This window comes from Ralstonia sp. GX3-BWBA (genome assembly GCF_003290055.1).
Classification (GTDB): domain Bacteria; phylum Pseudomonadota; class Gammaproteobacteria; order Burkholderiales; family Burkholderiaceae; genus Ralstonia; species Ralstonia holmesii.
Map to the genome: position 1 here is coordinate 86,395 of NZ_QMKS01000021.1, position 17,011 is coordinate 103,405.

The 17,011-nt window shown below is 62.0% G+C and carries 15 protein-coding genes and 1 rRNA gene; 13 read left to right on the forward strand and 3 right to left on the reverse strand.

Translation table 11 applies throughout. The features are described from left to right. The first annotated feature begins 2 nt into the window (after positions 1–2). The 9 genes from DOD19_RS20360 to DOD19_RS20400 all read left to right on the forward strand — a co-directional run bounded on the left by DOD19_RS20360 (position 3) and on the right by DOD19_RS20400 (position 10,433). The gene (locus DOD19_RS20360; RefSeq protein ID WP_112187676.1) at positions 3–830 is read left to right on the forward strand and encodes an IclR family transcriptional regulator; all 828 of its coding nucleotides are present in this window, start codon (positions 3–5) and stop codon (positions 828–830) included. Positions 831–832: 2 nt separating this feature from the next. Continuing rightward, entirely contained in the window at positions 833–1,636 is an 804-nt protein-coding gene (locus tag DOD19_RS20365) for an SDR family oxidoreductase (RefSeq protein ID WP_112187678.1), read from the forward strand. After that, entirely contained in the window at positions 1,629–3,356 is a 1,728-nt protein-coding gene (locus tag DOD19_RS20370; RefSeq protein WP_112187680.1) for a thiamine pyrophosphate-binding protein, read from the forward strand. The genes DOD19_RS20365 and DOD19_RS20370 overlap by 8 nt, the downstream gene beginning before the upstream one ends. Positions 3,357–3,388: 32 nt before the next feature. Then, the gene (locus DOD19_RS20375; RefSeq protein ID WP_024979217.1) at positions 3,389–4,192 is read left to right on the forward strand and encodes an aspartate dehydrogenase; all 804 of its coding nucleotides are present in this window, start codon (positions 3,389–3,391) and stop codon (positions 4,190–4,192) included. Positions 4,193–4,208: 16 nt separating this feature from the next. Continuing rightward, positions 4,209–5,711 carry an aldehyde dehydrogenase gene (locus tag DOD19_RS20380; protein ID WP_112187682.1) on the forward strand — a complete coding sequence of 501 codons (1,503 nt, stop codon included), beginning with the start codon at positions 4,209–4,211 and terminating at the stop codon, positions 5,709–5,711. A gap of 35 nt (positions 5,712–5,746) precedes the next feature. Next, positions 5,747–6,709, forward strand: a complete 963-nt coding sequence (locus DOD19_RS20385) for a VOC family protein (protein ID WP_112187685.1) — start codon at positions 5,747–5,749, stop codon at positions 6,707–6,709. Between the two features lie 21 nt (positions 6,710–6,730). Then, the gene (locus DOD19_RS20390; protein ID WP_112187687.1) at positions 6,731–7,681 is read left to right on the forward strand and encodes a PDR/VanB family oxidoreductase; all 951 of its coding nucleotides are present in this window, start codon (positions 6,731–6,733) and stop codon (positions 7,679–7,681) included. 176 nt (positions 7,682–7,857) lie between these two features. Then, entirely contained in the window at positions 7,858–8,958 is a 1,101-nt protein-coding gene (locus DOD19_RS20395) for a porin (RefSeq protein ID WP_024979213.1), read from the forward strand. Positions 8,959–9,029: 71 nt separating this feature from the next. Continuing rightward, positions 9,030–10,433: an MFS transporter gene (locus tag DOD19_RS20400; RefSeq protein ID WP_112187689.1), complete on the forward strand. Its 1,404-nt coding sequence runs from the start codon at positions 9,030–9,032 to the stop codon at positions 10,431–10,433. A 67-nt stretch (positions 10,434–10,500) separates the two neighbouring features. Here the strand turns inward: DOD19_RS20400 and DOD19_RS20405 are convergent, their stop codons facing one another. After that, positions 10,501–11,379: a 2-hydroxy-3-oxopropionate reductase gene (locus DOD19_RS20405; protein ID WP_112187691.1), complete on the reverse strand. Its 879-nt coding sequence runs from the start codon at positions 11,377–11,379 to the stop codon at positions 10,501–10,503. Between the two features lie 303 nt (positions 11,380–11,682). On the opposite strand from DOD19_RS20405, the gene DOD19_RS28195 reads away from it, so the two are divergent. After that, the gene (locus DOD19_RS28195; RefSeq protein WP_260804153.1) at positions 11,683–11,814 is read left to right on the forward strand and encodes a hypothetical protein; all 132 of its coding nucleotides are present in this window, start codon (positions 11,683–11,685) and stop codon (positions 11,812–11,814) included. On the opposite strand, the gene DOD19_RS20410 is transcribed toward DOD19_RS28195, so the two are convergent. Next, on the reverse strand, positions 11,815–12,333 hold the full coding sequence (locus tag DOD19_RS20410; RefSeq protein ID WP_024979210.1) for a cupin domain-containing protein: 519 nt from the start codon (positions 12,331–12,333) through the stop codon (positions 11,815–11,817). It lies immediately after the preceding gene. Positions 12,334–12,350: 17 nt separating this feature from the next. Beyond that, a complete protein-coding gene (locus DOD19_RS20415; protein ID WP_112187693.1) occupies positions 12,351–13,556 on the reverse strand; it encodes a sterol desaturase family protein in 1,206 nt (401 codons plus the stop codon). Positions 13,557–13,853: 297 nt separating this feature from the next. Between DOD19_RS20415 and DOD19_RS20420 the strand changes: the two genes are divergently transcribed. The 3 genes from DOD19_RS20420 to DOD19_RS20430 form a co-directional block, all read left to right on the forward strand. Beyond that, the gene (locus tag DOD19_RS20420) at positions 13,854–14,426 is read left to right on the forward strand and encodes a DUF4337 domain-containing protein (RefSeq protein WP_024979208.1); all 573 of its coding nucleotides are present in this window, start codon (positions 13,854–13,856) and stop codon (positions 14,424–14,426) included. Between the two features lie 130 nt (positions 14,427–14,556). Further along, a complete protein-coding gene (locus DOD19_RS20425) occupies positions 14,557–15,258 on the forward strand; it encodes a hypothetical protein (RefSeq protein WP_162634407.1) in 702 nt (233 codons plus the stop codon). Positions 15,259–15,891: 633 nt separating this feature from the next. Further along, positions 15,892–17,011: ribosomal RNA gene (locus DOD19_RS20430) — 16S ribosomal RNA — on the forward strand; the annotation flags it as partial.

Genomic DNA, 17,011 nt, shown 5'->3' on the forward strand with positions numbered 1-17,011 from the left:
GTATGAGCAACGACCTCATTCCAGAAGACGTGCAGGAAAAGTACATCGTGCCGGGCCTCGAACGCGGCCTGCGCCTCCTGTGCGAATTCAGCCACAAAGACCGCGTCCTGTCGGCGCCGGAGTTGGCCCGCCGGCTGAAGGTGCCGCGTTCGACGGTATTCCGCCTGCTGACGACGCTCGAAGTCATGGGCTTCATCGAGCGCGTGGACGGCGGCCGCGATTTCCGTCTCGGCATGGCAGTGCTGCGCCTGGGCTTTGAGTATCTCGCCTCGCTGGAATTGACCGAGCTGGGCCGTCCGTTGCTGGACCGCCTGCGCGACGACATTCATTACCCGTGCAACCTCGTCGTGCGCGATGGCCGCTCGATCGTCTACGTGGCGAAGTCGGTCGCTCCCACGCCGTTCACCAGCTCGGTGAATGTTGGCACGCGCCTGCCGGCACATGCCACGGTGCTGGGTCGTGTTCTGCTGGCAGACCTGTCGCTGGCGGAATTGCGCCAGCTTTATCCGGAGCCGCAGTTGGAGGTGTTCTCCGCGAACACGCCGCGCACGGTGGAAGAGCTGTTCGAGATGGTCCAGCGTGACCGCGAACACGGCTACGTGCTGCAGGAAGGTTTCTTCGAAGCCAACATCTCGACGATTGCTGCGCCGGTGCTGGACCGCGCAGGCAAGGTGGTGGCAGCGCTTGGCACGACCATTCCGTCGCCGCGCATCGAGCCCGCACAACTCGATCTGATGATCGACAAGGTGCGCGCCGCTGCCGGCGAGCTGTCTTACTTGCTGGACTACCGTCCCGCCAGCGGCAAGGTCGTCAACCTGTTCCGGGAATGACCATGCCGATGATCGACTTGACTGGCAAGACCGCTGTCGTGACCGGGGGCTCCTCCGGTATCGGCCTGGCCACCGTTGAACTGCTGCTGGAAGCCGGTGCCGCCGTGGCGCTGTGCGGCCGCAATGCCGAACGCCTCACACACGCCGAGCAAGCTCTGCGCAGCCGCTTCCCGAACGCCAGGTTGTTTGCCGCAACGTGCGACGTGCTTGACGCCGCGCAGACGGCTGCGTTTGCCGATGCCGTGGAGCGGGCTCTCGGCCCCGTCGACATGCTGGTCAACAACGCCGGCCAGGGCCGTGTCTCGACGTTTGCCGATACCGACGATGCCGCGTGGACGCAGGAGCTGCATCTCAAGTTCTTCTCCGTGATTCACCCCACGCGCGCTTTCATGCCGCAACTGGAGCGCTCGGAGCACGGCGCGATCGTCTGCGTGAATTCGCTGCTGGCGCAGCAGCCCGAGCCGCACATGGTGGCCACCTCGGCCGCGCGAGCGGGTGTGCTCAACCTGGTGCGCTCGATGGCGACTGAATTTGCACCGAAGGGCGTGCGCGTCAACGGCATCCTGATCGGGCTGGTCGAGTCCGGCCAATGGCGCCGCCGCTTCGAAGCTCGCCCCGAAGAGGATCGCCATCTCGACTGGGCCGCGTGGACGCGCCGCCTGGCCGCGCAAAAACATATTCCCCTTGGACGACTGGGCCTGCCGGAAGAAGCAGCCCGCGCCATTCTGTTCCTTGCCTCGCCGTTGTCTTCGTACACCACGGGCAGCCACATCGATATCTCCGGAGGACACTCCCGTCATGCTTAATAGACAACAACAGGAACAACAACTGGTCACGGTGGGCCACGCGATTGCAGCCTTCTTGGAGGCCTGCGAGGTCAAGGCGGCCTTTGGCGTCATCTCGATCCACAACATGCCCATCCTGGATGCGATGGGCGAGCGCGGCAAGATCCGCTTCATCATGGCGCGCGGCGAAGCCGGCGGCACCAACATGGCCGATGCCTATGCCCGTACCACGGGCACCCTGGGCGTTTGCCTGACAAGCACAGGTACTGCTGCCGGCAATGCGGCAGGTGCCATGGTTGAAGCATTGACCGCAGGCACGCCGTTGTTGCACATCACGGGCCAGATCGAAACGCCGTACCTGGACCAGAGCCTCGCGTACATCCACGAAGCACCGGACCAGCTCACGATGCTCAAGGCCGTTTCCAAGGCTGCCTTCCGCGTGCGCAGTGCCGACACCGCCATCAGCACGATGAAGCTGGCTGTGCAGACCGCGCTCACGGCCCCGGCCGGCCCGGTGAGCGTGGAGATCCCCATCGATATTCAAGCCGCGCTGATCCCGATGCCGGACGACCTGCGCCCGCTGCAGGTGCCGCAGCATGTGCCGTCGGCCCACGCGCTGGACGAACTCGCTGAACGCCTGTCGCGCGCGCGCCGCCCGATGCTGTGGCTGGGCGGTGGCGCCCGCCACGCTGCGAAGCAGGTCAAGCGCCTGATGGATCTGGGTTTTGGCGTGGTCACCAGCACGCAGGGCCGCGGCATTGTTCCGGAAGATGACCCGCGTTCGCTGGGCGCCTTCAACCTGCACAAGCCGGTCGAAGCGTTCTATCAGACGTGCGATGCGATGGTCGTGGTCGGCTCGCGCCTGCGCGGCAACGAAACGCTCAAGTACGAACTGAAGCTACCGCGCCCGCTGTACCGCATTGATGCAGATGCGTCGGCAGAAGGCCGTTGTTACGCCAGCGACTATTTCGTATGCGGCGATTCGGCCCTCGCGCTGGATGGCCTGGCGGATCGACTGGAAAAGAAGATGCAGATCGACGCGGCGTTCGCTGGCGACCTGCGCGCCGCACACGAGACGGCGGTGCGCGGGCTGATTGATGGCCTCGGCCCGTACGCAAAGCTGGTGGAGGCATTGCAAGCCGCGGTGGGGCGCGAGTTCAACTGGGTGCGCGACGTGACGGTGTCGAACAGCACGTGGGGCAATCGTCAGCTGCGTATTTTCGATTCGCGTGCCGGCGTGCATGCACTGGGTGGCGGTATCGGCCAGGGTTTGGCGATGGGCATTGGAGCGGCCATCGGCTCGGCCGCAACCGGATCGGGCAAGACCACGTTCTGTCTGGCCGGTGACGGCGGCTTCATCCTGAACCTCGGTGAGCTGGCGACCGCCGTGCAGGAGCGCGCCAACCTCGTCATCGTGCTGATGAACGACAAGGGCTACGGCGTCATCAAGAACATCCAGGACGCGCAATACGGCGGCCGCCGTCACTACGTGGATCTGCACACGCCGGACTACGCGGCACTCGCGCAGTCGCTGCAGTTGCGCCATCGCCGCGTATCGGATCTAGCCGACGTGGGCAGCGCGTTGAATGAGGCCACCAGCGGTGAAGGGCCGTTCCTGATGGAGATCGACATGCTCTCCATCGGCAGCTTCAAGACCATCTTTGCGGGCCCGCCCGTCAATCAACAGGCCAAGGATGGCCAGGGCGAACGCGCCGCCGAGCGTACGACGGTGGTGGCGTGAACCTGCGATCGAGCCAATTCAAGGAGCCGGACATGCTGCATGTATCGATGGTCGGGTGCGGAGCGATCGGGCAGGGCGTTCTGGAATTGCTCAAGAGCGATCCGGATGTCTGCTTTGACGCCGTGATCGTGCCCGAGCACGCGATGGACAAGGCGCGCGAGGCTATCGCACCGTTCGCGCCGAATGCGCATGTCACGACGCATCTGTCGGCCGACGCGCATCCTGATCTGCTGGTGGAATGCGCCGGTCATGACGCGCTTGAGGAACATGTGTTGCCGGCGTTGGAGCAGGGCATTGATTGCCTGGTGGTATCGGTGGGTGCGTTGTCCGAACCTGGTGTAGCCGAACGGCTCGAGGCAGCGGCCCGGCGTGGCAACGCGCAAGTGCAGTTGCTGTCGGGCGCCATTGGCGCCATCGATGCACTGGCCGCTGCGCGTGTCGGGGGGCTGGATGCCGTGATCTACACCGGCCGCAAGCCGCCGCGCGCCTGGAAAGACACGCCGGCCGAGCAGCAGTTTGACCTCGACGCGCTGAGCGAGCCGACCGTGATCTTCGAAGGCAACGCCCGCGAAGCCGCACGCCTGTTCCCGAAAAACGCCAACGTGGCCGCCACATTGTCATTGGCGGGCCTCGGGTTGGAGCACACGCACGTCAAGCTGTTGGCCGATCCGACGGTGGACGAGAACATCCATCACGTCGAGGCGCGCGGTGCCTTTGGCGGCTTCGAGCTGACGATGCGAGGCAAGCCGCTGGCGGCCAATCCCAAGACTTCCGCGCTGACGGTGTTCAGCGTGGTGCGTGCGCTGGGCAACCGCGCGCACGCCGTTTCGATTTGAGCGAGCCCATTGCGCCATGACTGTCTCTACCCTTAACGCAACCGCAACGTCCTTGCTGCCCATCTGCATCGCAGGCGAATGGCGCCTTGGCACTGGTGAGCGCTATGTCACGCGTTACCCCGCCACGGGCGAAGTGGTGGCCGAACTCAACGCCGCAAGCGTCGCCGACGTGGAAGAAGCCGTGGCCGGTGCCTACCGCGCCTTCCTTTCCAGCGGCTGGGCGCAGCGCAAGCCGCACGAGCGCGCCGCCGTTCTGTACCGCGTGGCCGAACTGATCCGCTCGCGCAGCGAAGCGCTAGCCCAACGCCAGCGCCTGGACAACGGCAAGCCGATCAACGAGACGCGAGCCCTGGTGGCAAGCGCTGCGGCCACGTTCCAGTTCTTCGGAGCCGCATGCGAGACGCTGGAGGAATCGCTCACGCCCGCGCGTGGCGATTGCCTGACGATGAGCGTGCATGAGCCCATGGGCGTGGTGGCCGCCATCACGCCATGGAATTCGCCGATTGCCAGCGAAGCGCAGAAGATGGCGCCCGCGCTGGCCGCAGGCAATGCCGTCGTCGTCAAACCGGCCGAAGTCACGCCGCTGATGGCGCTGGAACTCGCCGCCATTTGCGAAGAGGCGGGCGTGCCCAAGGGCATGATCAGCGTGCTGCCCGGCAAGGGCTCCGTCATTGGCGATGCGATTACAAAGCATCCGCTGGTGCGTCGCGTGTCGTTCACGGGCGGCACGAACACCGGCCGCCACATCGCGCACATTGCAGCCGACAAGATGATGCCGGTGTCGCTCGAACTCGGCGGAAAGTCGCCGACGATGGTGTTTGAGGATGCTGATCTCGACCATGCGGTCAATGGCGTGCTGTACGGCATCTTCAGCTCGTCGGGCGAGTCGTGCATCGCTGGTTCGCGCCTGTTTGTGGCGCGTTCCTTGTACGAGCCGTTCATGGATCGCCTGGCCGCAGCCGCAGCACGCCTGCGTGTTGGCAATCCGGCCGATGAGTCCACGCAGATGGGCCCGCTGATCACCGATCGCCACCGCGAGACGATCGAGTCGTACGTGGCGATGGGCGTGCAAGAGGGCGGCCATCTGCGCACGGGAGGCTTGCGCCCGGAAATCGCGGGCTGCGAGTCGGGCTACTTCTACACGCCGACCATCATCGAAGGTCTTACTAACAGCGCACGCATTTGCCAGGAAGAGATCTTCGGCCCCGTGCTCGTTGCCATGCCGTTCGACGATGAAGACGAACTGATCGAACAAGCCAACGACAGCGTGTACGCGCTGGCTGCCGGCATCTGGACACGCGATTACAAGCGCGCGTGGCGCATTGGCCGCGCGGTGCAAGCCGGCAACGTGTGGATCAACACGTACAAGCAGTTCTCGATTTCGACGCCGTTTGGCGGCTGGCGCGACAGCGGCCTGGGCCGCGAGAAGGGTCGCCTCGGCATCCTGCAGTACATGGAGCAGAAGAGCCTCTACTGGGGCCTGAACGAACAACCGCTGGCCTGGGCCAACGCCAACTGAAGCCGAAGCAAACGCCCGGACCACAGGAGATGAAGATGAACACGATTCGAGGCATCGACGAAATCGTCTACGGTGCCGACGACCTCGCCGCCTGCAAGCAGTTCTTCCAGGACTGGGGCCTTGCCCTGCAATCGGAAGATGCCGGCGGCCTGCTGTTCGAAACGCTTAACGGCTGCCGCGTACGGGTCAAGCGCAGCGACGATGCCACGCTGCCGCCCGCCATGGAAGCCGGCCCGACGCTGCGCGAAGTGATCTGGGGCGCCGATTCGCAAGCTGTACTCGACCGTCTGGTCGACAAGTTGGCCGACCAGCCCGGCTACGTCTACGCCGACGGCCGCGTTGGTTGCACCGACCCGAACGGCTTGGCAGTGCGTGTGCAACTGACCACCAAGCGCGATATCGACGTGCAATGCGCCGAGATGAACACCTGGACGGACAAGCCACGCCGCAATCAACCCAGCCCGATCTATGAACGTGCCACGCCCATTGAAGTGGGTCACGTGGTGTTCTTCGTGAAAGACGTGGCTGCCACCGAGCGCTTCTATATCGACAAGCTCGGCTTTGTGCCGTCCGACCACTATCCGGGGCGGGGTGCGTTCTTGCGCTGCGAGCCGGAAGGTGGTCACCATGACCTGTTCCTGCTGCAAACGCCGCAGGCCAAGAGTGGGCTGAACCACGTCGCCTTCACCGTGCGCGACATCCATGAAGTGTTCGGCGGCGGCATGCATGTGTCGCGCTGTGGATGGGACACGCAACTGGGCCCTGGCCGTCATCCGATTTCGTCGGCGTACTTCTGGTACTTCAAGAACCCCGCCGGCGGCCTGATCGAGTATTACGCCGACGAAGACCAACTGGACGCCGACTGGCAGCCGCGCGATTTCGAGCCCGGCCCGACTGTGTTTGCTGAGTGGGCCATCGACGGTGGCATTGACGGCAACACACGCCGGCAGAAAAACGTCGTCGGCCCGGAAGGCAAGTTCCTGACGGAAAAGCGCTGAAACGTTGCAGAGAGACGTGCTATGAATCCCCCCCTCAACCTGCGCGTGCACGCCATGCGCTACGAAGCCCAAGGCATCGTGAGCGTGGAGCTGCGCGATGTCGACGGCAAGACCTTGCCCGAGTACGCCCCGGGCGCGCATATCGAACTGCATCTCGGCAACGGGCTAGTGCGCAGCTATTCGCTGTGCGGGGCGCCAGAGGTGCGTGACCGCTACGTGGTCGGCGTGCTGCTCGATCGCAACAGCCGCGGCGGCTCGCGCTATGTGCACGAGCAGTTGCGCGTGGGCTCGACGCTCAAGGTCGGCGGCCCGCGCAATCACTTCGAGCTGGACGAAACCGCGCCGCGCACGGTGCTGGTCGCAGGTGGCATTGGCGTAACGCCCATCGTCTGCATGGCACGTCGTCTGGCCGAGCAAGGCAAGACGTTCTCGATGCTGTACTGCGCACGCTCGCGTGCCGAAGCCGCCTTTGCCGATGAGCTGGCCGCGCATGGCGATGCGGTGCGCTTCCACCTGGATGCTGAAGCAGGTGGCCCGCCCGACCTGAAAGCGCTGCTTGCCGGACATCCGGCCGATACGCATTTCTATTGCTGCGGCCCCGGGCCGATGCTGCGGGCTTTCGAGGCTGCTTGCGAGGCACTCGGCTACACCAACGTCCATATCGAGCGCTTCGCGGCAGATCCCGGTGTGGAGTCGGTGCAAGAAGGGGAGTACCAGGTCAAGCTGGCGCGCAACGGTGCCGAACTGTGCGTACCGGCAGGCAAGTCGCTGCTCGATGCGCTACTGGAGATTGGCGTCGAGGTGGAACACAGCTGCAAGGAAGGCGTGTGCGGCTCGTGCGAAACGCGCGTGCTGGAGGGCGAGCCCGACCACCGTGACAGCGTGCTCTCCAAGAGCGAGCGTGCGTCGAACCAAACGATGATGGTTTGCGTATCCGGCTGCAAGGGCAAGCGCCTGGTGATTGATCTGTAAGCGCAGGATGGTTTAGGCGTTGGCCTGACCAGCCGCGCCCTCTTTTTTTGCGCCCTGTTTTTCTTTTAAACGACGTTTCGCATGCGAAACAAAGCAAGACCCACAACCAGCTCGTCCACCAAGACGGCGATAACAACTGGCGGGGCGGACACCTTGTCCAGTGGAGGAAACAGCAAATGAAGACAACCTTGTTCGCCATTGCGGCGATGAGCCTGGCTGGCACGGCGGCGGCCCAGAGTAACGTGACGCTGTACGGCAGCATTGATGAAGGCGTGGCCTACATCAATAGCCTCAAGAGCGGCGCCGCCAGCGGCTCGGCCCTGCGCATGGACCCCGGCACCATGCAGCCGGACCGCTTCGGCCTGCGCGGCTCGGAAGACCTTGGCGGTGGCACGCAGGCCATCTTCCAGCTGGAGTCGGGTTTTCTGGGTGACACCGGCAACAGCGTGGTGGCCGGCAAGCTGTTCAACCGGGCGGCGTGGGTGGGCCTCACCAACGATCGGCTGGGCAACATCCAGCTCGGCCACCAGGCGGACTTCATGTTCGATTACCTCGGCCGCCTGAGTAACGGCTTCCAGCTCACCAATTTCTACCTGTTCCACCCAGGCAACTTTGACAACCTGGCCAACCAGTTCCAGATCGACAACGCTGTGCGCTACGTCTCGCCCATCTTCGGCGGGCTGCAGTTGGGCGGCATGTACGGTTTTGGCGAGGTGCCGGGTTCGCCTTCGAAGAGCCGCAGCTACAGCCTGGGCGCGTACTACACGAACGGCGGTTTCCGTGCAGCCGCGGCCTATACCGCATCGAATGACCGCGCGTTGGATATCGCTGGTCGCCTGGGAATTACGAACACGCTTGGCACGACGCTGGTGCCGGGCGTGATGACGCCGATGAGTTCGGTCAAGTCGTTCGGTACTGGCGCGCTGTATCAGTTCAGCAGCCTGCCGGTGCAGATCAACGCCGTCTACACGCAAACGCGGATCACGCTGGGCGGCGCCAATGCTCGCGCTCAGAACGTCGACCTGGGCACCGCATGGCATTACAGCGCCGCCAACACGCTCAACGTGGGCTATACCTTCAGCAAGTACGAGGGGGCCCGTTGGAACCAGTTCAGCCTGGGCAACGTGTATGCATTCTCCAAGCGCACGCAGGTGTACGTTCAGGGTACCTACCAGCGTGCCGCCGGCGACGCGAAGTCCGCTGCCATCAACGGCGTGGGTGTGGCGGCGCAGCGCAACCAGCTGGTTGTCAGCACCGGCGTGCATCACTCGTTCTGACGTCCTGACCCAACGCGCGCCGCTGGGCAGCGACCTGGTGGCGCATCAACTTCCTCCGGAAGGAGCTTCACATGAAGCCAGGTGTTTTGATTGATAACGGAATTGACCACGATGGGCCGTTGGGCGGGATGAGCCTGGGCAAGATCGTTGCCCGCATCGAGCGGCTCAAGAGCAACGGCATGCACGTGCGCGCGCGTCTGCTGATCGGGCTCGCGACGTTCTTCGATGGTTTTGACGTGATCGTCATCGCGGCTACGCTGCCGCTGCTGATTGCGCAATGGCACCTGACGCCGGCGCAGATTGCTTTTGTGATCGGTGCGCCCGGCATCGGTCAGTTGATCGGTGCGCTGGTGTTCCCCATGCTTGCCGAGCGGTTCGGTCGCGTGCGCATGATCGGCTATAGCGCAGGCATCATCGGATTGATGAGTCTCCTGTGCGGCGTAGCGCCCAGCTTTGCCGTGTTTGCGGCGCTGCGCATCGCGCAGGGCGTGGGACTGGGGGGCGAACTGCCCGTAGCGGCCACATACATCAACGAAGTCACGCGCGCACATGGTCGCGGGCGCTTTGTGCTGCTCTATGAGGTGGTGTTCCCGATCGGCCTGCTGGTGTCCAACGCGCTGGGTGCATGGCTGGTGCCGCATTTCGGCTGGGAGGTGATGTACTTCCTCGGCGGCATTCCGTTGGTGCTGTTCTTCACGCTGCCCAAGGCCGTGCCGGAATCCCCGCGCTGGCTGGCGACCAATGGCCGCCTGGCCGAGGCCGACGCCGCGCAGGCTCGCTTTGAAGCCAGATCGAAGGAACCGTTGCCTCCGCTGGGCGATACCTCGGCCTTTGAGCAGATGTCGCACCGCCACCCGAAGCGCGGCATGCGCGATCTGTTCGGTCCCGTGTACATCAAGCGCACCGTGGTCGTGGCCATGCTGTGGGCGACGTGCGGTTTCATCCAGTACGGTCTGTCGACATGGCTGCCGACGGTCTACAAAACGATCTATCACGCGCCGCTGCAACTGGCGCTCAACCTGGCGGCTCTGGCTTCGGTGCTGGGCGTGGTCGGCTCGTTGGTCTGCGCCATGATTGTGGACAAGGTGGGCCGCAAGCCCGTGATGGTGGTGTCGTTCGTACTGTGCGGCGTCTCGCTGGCACTGGCTGGGCTGCTGCATGAGCAGTCGCTCTATGTGGTGGCGGGGTTGTGCTCGTTGGCGCTGGGGTTAATGGCGTGCGGCTTCATCACCGCATATGTCTATACGCCGGAGCTGTACCCGACCAACATCCGCGCGATCGGTTGCGGCATGGGCGGCGCGTGGCTGAAGATTGCGGCCATCTTTTCACCGATGCTGATCGGTTCGACGATCGGCTCGGGCAACGTCAGCAATGCGTTCTTGCTGCTGGCCTTGGTCCCCATACTGGCCGCGATCACCATCTACTTCCTCGGCATCGAAACCAAGGGGAAAGTGCTGGAGCAACTTGAGCTGTAAGCCGACGCCGTCGGCGGTCGTAAAACGGGGCGGGTGGTGCTCGCCTGGGCACGCACCCCGTTTTGGTTCAGGCAATGGTGTGATCCGCCATCAGTTCCAGTGCGCGAACCATGGCAGAGTGGTCCCATGCCTTGCCGCCGTTAGCGGCGCACGCGTTGAAAAGCTGCTGTGCACCGGCGGTGTTCGGCAGGGCGATGCCGAGCTTGCGAGCGCCTTCCAACGCCAGGTTCAGATCCTTCTGGTGCAGCTCGATGCGAAAGCCCGGGTCAAACGTCCGCTTGATCATGCGTTCGCCATGCACTTCGAGAATGCGCGAGGAGGCAAAGCCCCCCATCAACGCCTCGCGCACACGTGCCGGATCGGCACCGGCCTTGGACGCGAACAGCAGTGCTTCGCCTACCGCCTCGATGGTCAATGCCACGATGATCTGGTTGGCCACCTTGCATGTTTGCCCAGCACCGGAGTCGCCCACGTGCGTGACGTTCTTGCCCATCAAGGCGAACAGCGGTCTGGCACGCTCGAACGCGGCTTCTTTTCCGCCAACCATGATCGTGAGCGTCGCATCGCGTGCACCGACTTCACCGCCTGAAACGGGCGCATCGAGGTAATCGGCGCCCAGCGCTTCGACGCGCTTGGCAAAGGCCTGCGTTTCAATCGGCGAGATCGAACTCATGTCGATGAAGAGCTTGCCTGCAGCCAAGCTCTGCGCAACACCCTCTTCGCCAAACAGCACATCGGCTACGTCCGGCGTGTCCGGCACCATGGCGATGACGATGTCCGCGGCTTGCGCCACCGCCGTTGAGCTGGCGACAACCGTGGTGCGCGACCGCAGATCTTCCGGCACAGAATGCTTGCCGCTGACGATCAGGGTGTGGTCGCCTTTGAGCAGGTTGCGCGCCATGTGAGCGCCCATGATGCCAAGACCGATGAATCCGATGGTAGCCATGATGTTCTTCCGAAGGCGTCTGTGTGATGTGGATGGGGAGCGTGCGTCACGCCGCAGCGCGTCTCACAAGCGTAGATCGACGAACCGATGAAGACTAGCCGGCGCCGTCATGCTGTGCGTTCCAAGATGCATTAGAGCCGCGCCCAAACGGGCGTTTGCGACGCGCGATGCCCATACGGAGGCGAGATCCGGAAATAAGGGCCGAGAAGCGTCATTGCTCGTGCAATGGTTTTGGAGACCCCTCTCCTAGACTGAAAACGTGCCGATAAGACAACTATCGGGGCAGGCAGAGAGGGAGGGGATATGTCCACCACAGCCACCGCAGCAGCTAACTGGATCGTCGTCCTGACATGCGCGTACATGGAGTACAGCACGTGGCGGGGTATAAGTGTCTACCGCCGCACAGTCGGCTATGAAAGCGTGGTGTGGTGCTGACTAACGTACCGCAGGCTTGGGCAGCAACCTTCGAATGAGATCGCCATGTGCCGAGTACTTTGCCAGCAGCGCGCCTTCGTCGGCCAGTTCGAACTCGCTGAACTCGAACCCCGGCGCAACGGTGCAGCCGACCAGCGCATAGCCATGTTCACCCGGCACGCGCTCGGCCGCAAACCAGCGGCCTGCCGGAACCACCGCCTGGTACACCGCCATCGCGTCGTCGGCCGCATCGCCCAGACGATGCGTGCTCACCGTACCGTCGTCCTCCAACACATGCACATTGAGTGAGTCCCCCGCATGGAAGTGCCACAACTCGTCCGACTGGATCCGATGCCAGGCGGAATATGCATCATCCGCCAAGAGGTAATAGATGGCGGTAGCAGCCGCACGTTCGACGGGCGGGACGCCTCGCTGGACGCGTTCCTCACTGCGATAGGTTTCGCGATAGAAGCCGCCTTCCGGGTGCGGTTCGAGACCGAGGCGGGCGATGAGGTGCTGAGCAGCGGCGGTGATCGGCATGATGAAGAACCTTCGACTCAGTTCTGCTGACGCCGGAACGGAAAGCGTTGCTGGTTGACGAAGCCGTCGGGTATGTAGTCGCCTACCACGCCGTACTTCTCTGGGAAAGCCTTCTTCGATTTGACGGCGGTACCGAACAGGTAATCGATGAAGGCGAAGTGCGCGGCGTAGTTCTTGTCGATCGCTTCGTCTTCCGACGAGTGGTGCCAATGATGGAAATCCGGCGTCACGAAGATGTACTTCAACGGCCCCCACGGCAAATGCACATTGGCGTGATTGAACACCGCCTGGAAGCCCACGATGATGATGTAGACATCGACCACGGCTTTGTCGAATCCCAGCACGAACAGCGGCCCCAGCACTGCCACCCGCGTGACGATCAGTTCAAGAATGTGCTGACGTGAGCCGGCCAGCCAGTCCATGGTCTTCACGCTGTGATGCACGGCATGGAAGCGCCAGAGGAACGGCACCTCGTGATACGCGCGGTGCGTGACGTACTCCATCAGGTCGGCAACCAGCATGCACAGCAACAACTGCGGAATGAACCAGATGTGCTGCACCATTTGCTGAAAGTCCGCATGGACCATCCATCCGAACACGCGGTGGATCACGAAGTTCACCACCAGCAGCACCAGCCCCACGATGAAGTGGTTCACTGCAAAGTGCACCATATCGGTCTGCCATTCGGCCCGGAACACCGGCTGCTTCTTGTAGAGCGGGAATAGCTTCTCAAGCAGCACGAAAATCGCCGTCGAGCCGAGCAGGTCGAGAATGAACCAATCCATGCCGATGTACGGCGTGTGATCCGGAAAATCGCCTACCGGCACGCGCGAGCCGCCTAGCGCAACAGCAGTCACCACAAACAGGAACCCCAGACCGTTCAGGCGGCGGCGGTTATCCAGCACGATATTCGCCAGCGATAACCCGCCCGAGATCAGCAGAGAGACAAACAGAATCTGCCGAATCACATCCACTGAATACGCGCGCCGCAATTCGGGCGTCGTCAGATACTGGGGAAAGTGAAACGCCAGTACGCCCAGCAAGCACAGAAAGCTCAGCACCAACGCCAGGATGGTGCCGATCATGCCCCGGCCGAACTTCAGGCCGCCGTTGGCATGCAGCAATGCATTGGCATCGCGGATCGTCGCGTCGGCCACGCGGACGATGGCGGGTTGGTGTTCCTCTTCAGGCAGTGGCGCCAAAGGCTTTTGGGACGCATCCATGGATCTGACTCGCAGTATTGTTTTGTTTTATTAACAATGCGATTACCAAACGAATATTTGGCGCTGATTCGCATTGCTGCGCGATTATACGGACCGGTTTCATGTATTCACCGACGCAATTGCTCAGCGTATAAATGATTTGCGATTGCCGCGCTCCCTCCTTGCGCGGCAGCGTCAGAAAGCTGATCTGCAACGTTGGATGCGCGCCGCATGGCGTTGCCTTTCCGTACGAGGCCATGCATTGTGAGGTCCGCGCCTGAGGGGCGACCGACGATACAGACTAGAAGGGGAGCAACCATGTCAGAAGGATTTCACGTGCACGGCGCGCATGATCACGCGCTCGAGCACGCAGCGGAAAGCGGCCACGCCGACAGCTTTGCCGGGCGTATCGCCGTCATGACGGCGATTCTTTCGACGGCCGGCGCTGTCTTCGGTTACCAAGGCGGCGCCACGCAAAACGCCGCGCTACTTGCCAAGAACGAAGCCGCCATCCACAAGACCGAGGCTGCCAACCGCTGGGCGTACTACCAAGCCAAAGGCCAGAAGCAGGCCATTGCCGAGTTGACCGCTCAACTGCCCGGCACCGATCAGGCCGCCGCCAAGCGCGAAGCTCAGCGCTACGCCGCCGAGAAAGAAGACATTCGCCGTCAGGCTGAAGACCAGGAGCGCCTTGCCAAAGAGGCCGACGACGCCAGTGAGCTTGCCGTGCACCATCATCACCGGTGGGCGCAAGCGGTGGTCGCCATTCAGGTGTCGATCGCGCTGGCGGCCATCACGTTACTCTCGCGCCGGCGCTGGATGCAGGTGCTTTCGTACGGTGTGGGCGCTGTCGGTGGTGTCGTCGCAGTGCTGGCGCTATTTCATATCTGACAGCGTTACGGCGTCGGTCGTTAGGGCGGTTGGGTGCCGATATACCCAGCCGCGCCGCAAGAACGGCGCGCTTGCAGGAGGCATCGGCCTCCATGGATCTGGAGCAAACACCATGGCATTTGGAATTTGGATGCGGCACGCGTTGACGATTGCAGGCTTGTTGGCTAGCGCGTGCGCCATGGCGGCCGGCCCAGCCGTCGAGCCGGGCGAATACGTCTACATCCTGGGCGGGAGCGCGAGCGGCACGATGACGGTCAAGAGCGGTAGCTTCAATATCGCCACCATCGGCGGCAACTGCCACACGTGCGCGATTGAAGGTACGTTCCAAGGCCGCGTCGGCATCGAGAAAGACGAGGGCAAGTGCCGCATCGCCGTGTCGGGTAATAAGGATGCGCTCAAGCTGGATTCCTCCGCCACCGCCGAGGCGTGTCGAGATTTCTGCGGCATGCGCGCCATGTTTGACGGTGACTACCGCCGTGCCCCGGCCGCCTGCACAGACCGCCAGCGCCAGGCCCGCATCGGCCAGGCCCACAAGCAATATGCCGCCAAGGATTACGATGCAGCCCGCACCACGCTGCGTTCGCTGCTCTCCGATTGCGATCCCTTCATGGACTGGATTGAGCGCGACAAGGCCCGCAGTGATCTTGCCGTAACTGAATACCATCGCGGTGACAACGCCCAATGTCTGGCTGTGCTGTCTGAGACAACTGCCGTCAAAGCACAAAAGGACGCATCACTGTTCCTGCCGCCGTGCGACGCTGACAACTACGCATCGACCAGCAAGGCGATTCTCTACAACCAGGGGCTGTGCAAGGCGCCGGTCAAGCATTGATGCCAACCACATCTCCATAAGTGAGAAGGGCGCTCCGGGACTAATGACCTGCCCATCCGTGCCGCTCGCAGGCCGGGCGAGGCGTGCAGCACCGCTCCAACCCCGCCGTAACGTGGGTCTCATCGCGAGTAGACGGGTGCTCAACAAGCTTTTTTGCGAGCAACTTACAAAAAAGCTTGCCAGCCATGCATCCGCACATTAGTATTCGCCCCTCGCTGCAAAACACAGCGCCGAAACGCAGGTTGAGGCGGTGGAGTTGGGTGGTGGAGAAGCAGGAGTGGGGCGGGTTTGCGGTCGATTGTGTGGTTGGCGATTGGCTGGAAATTCAGGAGTGGTTGGCGGCGAGTTGATGATAAAAATTCTTCGACGAGTTGTTGACAGCGACGAAAAAGCTCTGCATAATCTCGTTTCTCTGCTGCAGACAACGCAGCGACGCGGTGAACAAAGTTGATCGCGAAGTTCTTTAACAAGCAAACAGCCGATAAGTGTGGGCGCTTAATACTGGATGCGGCGGATTTCGATCCGCTAGCTAACAAGTAATGAAGTGCTCGCACAGAAGTAAGGTTTGAACGAAAGTTCAAGTCAGATTCTGAGAGTGAGCGACCGCTCGTAAAGAGCGAAAAACAGCAGATTGAACTGAAGAGTTTGATCCTGGCTCAGATTGAACGCTGGCGGCATGCCTTACACATGCAAGTCGAACGGCAGCATGATCTAGCTTGCTAGATTGATGGCGAGTGGCGAACGGGTGAGTAATACATCGGAACGTGCCCTGTAGTGGGGGATAACTAGTCGAAAGATTAGCTAATACCGCATACGACCTGAGGGTGAAAGTGGGGGACCGCAAGGCCTCATGCTATAGGAGCGGCCGATGTCTGATTAGCTAGTTGGTGGGGTAAAGGCCCACCAAGGCGACGATCAGTAGCTGGTCTGAGAGGACGATCAGCCACACTGGGACTGAGACACGGCCCAGACTCCTACGGGAGGCAGCAGTGGGGAATTTTGGACAATGGGCGAAAGCCTGATCCAGCAATGCCGCGTGTGTGAAGAAGGCCTTCGGGTTGTAAAGCACTTTTGTCCGGAAAGAAATGGCTCTGGTTAATACCTGGGGTCGATGACGGTACCGGAAGAATAAGGACCGGCTAACTACGTGCCAGCAGCCGCGGTAATACGTAGGGTCCAAGCGTTAATCGGAATTACTGGGCGTAAAGCGTGCGCAGGCGGTTGTGCAAGACCGATGTGAAATCCCCGAGCTTAACTTGGGAATTGCATTGGTGACTGCACGGCTAGAGTGTGTCAGAGGGGGGTAGAATTCCACGTGTAGCAGTGAAATGCGTAGAGATGTGGAGGAATACCGATGGCGAAGGCAGCCCCCTGGGATAACACTGACGCTCATGCACGAAAGCGTGGGGAGCAAACAGGATTAGATACCCTGGTAGTCCACGCCCTAAACGATGTCAACTAGTTGTTGGGGATTCATTTCCTTAGTAACGTAGCTAACGCGTGAAGTTGACCGCCTGGGGAGTACGGTCGCAAGATTAAAACTCAAAGGAATTGACGGGGACCCGCACAAGCGGTGGATGATGTGGATTAATTCGATGCAACGCGAAAAACCTTACCTACCCTTGACATGCCACTAACGAAGCAGAGATGCATTAGGTGCTCGAAAGAGAAAGTGGACACAGGTGCTGCATGGCTGTCGTCAGCTCGTGTCGTGAGATGTTGGGTTAAGTCCCGCAACGAGCGCAACCCTTGT

Excerpts from the sequence above, each read along its gene's own strand:
- DOD19_RS20360 (WP_112187676.1), top strand. The coding sequence starts at position 3 with ATGAGCAACGACCTCATTCCAGAAGACGTGCAGGAAAAGTACATCGTG.
- DOD19_RS20365 (WP_112187678.1), top strand. The coding sequence starts at position 833 with ATGCCGATGATCGACTTGACTGGCAAGACCGCTGTCGTGACCGGGGGC.
- DOD19_RS20370 (WP_112187680.1), top strand. The coding sequence starts at position 1,629 with ATGCTTAATAGACAACAACAGGAACAACAACTGGTCACGGTGGGCCAC.
- DOD19_RS20375 (WP_024979217.1), top strand. The coding sequence starts at position 3,389 with ATGCTGCATGTATCGATGGTCGGGTGCGGAGCGATCGGGCAGGGCGTT.
- DOD19_RS20380 (WP_112187682.1), top strand. The coding sequence starts at position 4,209 with ATGACTGTCTCTACCCTTAACGCAACCGCAACGTCCTTGCTGCCCATC.
- DOD19_RS20385 (WP_112187685.1), top strand. The coding sequence starts at position 5,747 with ATGAACACGATTCGAGGCATCGACGAAATCGTCTACGGTGCCGACGAC.
- DOD19_RS20390 (WP_112187687.1), top strand. The coding sequence starts at position 6,731 with ATGAATCCCCCCCTCAACCTGCGCGTGCACGCCATGCGCTACGAAGCC.
- DOD19_RS20395 (WP_024979213.1), top strand. The coding sequence starts at position 7,858 with ATGAAGACAACCTTGTTCGCCATTGCGGCGATGAGCCTGGCTGGCACG.
- DOD19_RS20400 (WP_112187689.1), top strand. The coding sequence starts at position 9,030 with ATGAAGCCAGGTGTTTTGATTGATAACGGAATTGACCACGATGGGCCG.
- DOD19_RS20405 (WP_112187691.1), bottom strand. The coding sequence starts at position 11,379 with ATGGCTACCATCGGATTCATCGGTCTTGGCATCATGGGCGCTCACATG.
- DOD19_RS28195 (WP_260804153.1), top strand. The coding sequence starts at position 11,683 with ATGTCCACCACAGCCACCGCAGCAGCTAACTGGATCGTCGTCCTGACA.
- DOD19_RS20410 (WP_024979210.1), bottom strand. The coding sequence starts at position 12,333 with ATGCCGATCACCGCCGCTGCTCAGCACCTCATCGCCCGCCTCGGTCTC.
- DOD19_RS20415 (WP_112187693.1), bottom strand. The coding sequence starts at position 13,556 with ATGGATGCGTCCCAAAAGCCTTTGGCGCCACTGCCTGAAGAGGAACAC.
- DOD19_RS20420 (WP_024979208.1), top strand. The coding sequence starts at position 13,854 with ATGTCAGAAGGATTTCACGTGCACGGCGCGCATGATCACGCGCTCGAG.
- DOD19_RS20425 (WP_162634407.1), top strand. The coding sequence starts at position 14,557 with ATGCGGCACGCGTTGACGATTGCAGGCTTGTTGGCTAGCGCGTGCGCC.